This window comes from Oleiphilus sp. HI0132, assembly GCF_001635845.1.
In genome coordinates this window covers 1-516 of record NZ_LWGJ01000835.1, presented here as the reverse complement: position 1 = coordinate 516, position 516 = coordinate 1, and the positions used below count along the sequence as shown (strand labels likewise).

Sequence of the window (516 nt, the reverse complement as noted above, 5' to 3'; positions counted from 1 at the left end):
GGTGCTCACGAGTCATGATGCTGCATGCACTAGTCAACACGACCAAGCTCAGGCCTAGCACTGCTTTGAATACTTGATTAATCTGCCTCATATAATCACCTTCCCCTCAAACAACTAAGCGCGTATTACAGGTTCTGCCCAATGTACTGGAGCATCTGGTCAGCCGTAGACACAACTTTTGAGTTCATTTCATAGGCGCGCTGGACAGTAATCATGCTGACCAGCTCTTGCACCGTATCTACGTTCGATTGCTCTAGCATGCCTTGCTTAACCTCACCAAAACCTGCCAAGCCCGGCGTGCCCCCTTGAGGGTTACCACTGGCTTCAGTTTCAGCAAACAGGTTATTCCCTAGCGCTTTCAAACCTTGGGGATTAATAAAGTCGACCGTATTAATCTGGCCAACTTGCTGTGCAGTGGTTTCACCAGAAATACTGACCGATACAATGCCATCTTCGCCGATCGTCACTGAAGAAGCATTCTGTGGAATAGTGATGGCGGGTTCTAATAGGTTGCCA

1 protein-coding gene is annotated in these 516 nt (G+C 48.4%); it reads right to left on the bottom strand.

What is annotated here, in order from left to right; genetic code table 11:
• Positions 1–125 precede the first annotated feature (125 nt).
• Positions 126–516: flagellar hook-basal body complex protein (locus tag A3766_RS09525; RefSeq protein ID WP_156508833.1), on the bottom strand; the 391-nt coding region annotated here is incomplete at its 5' end.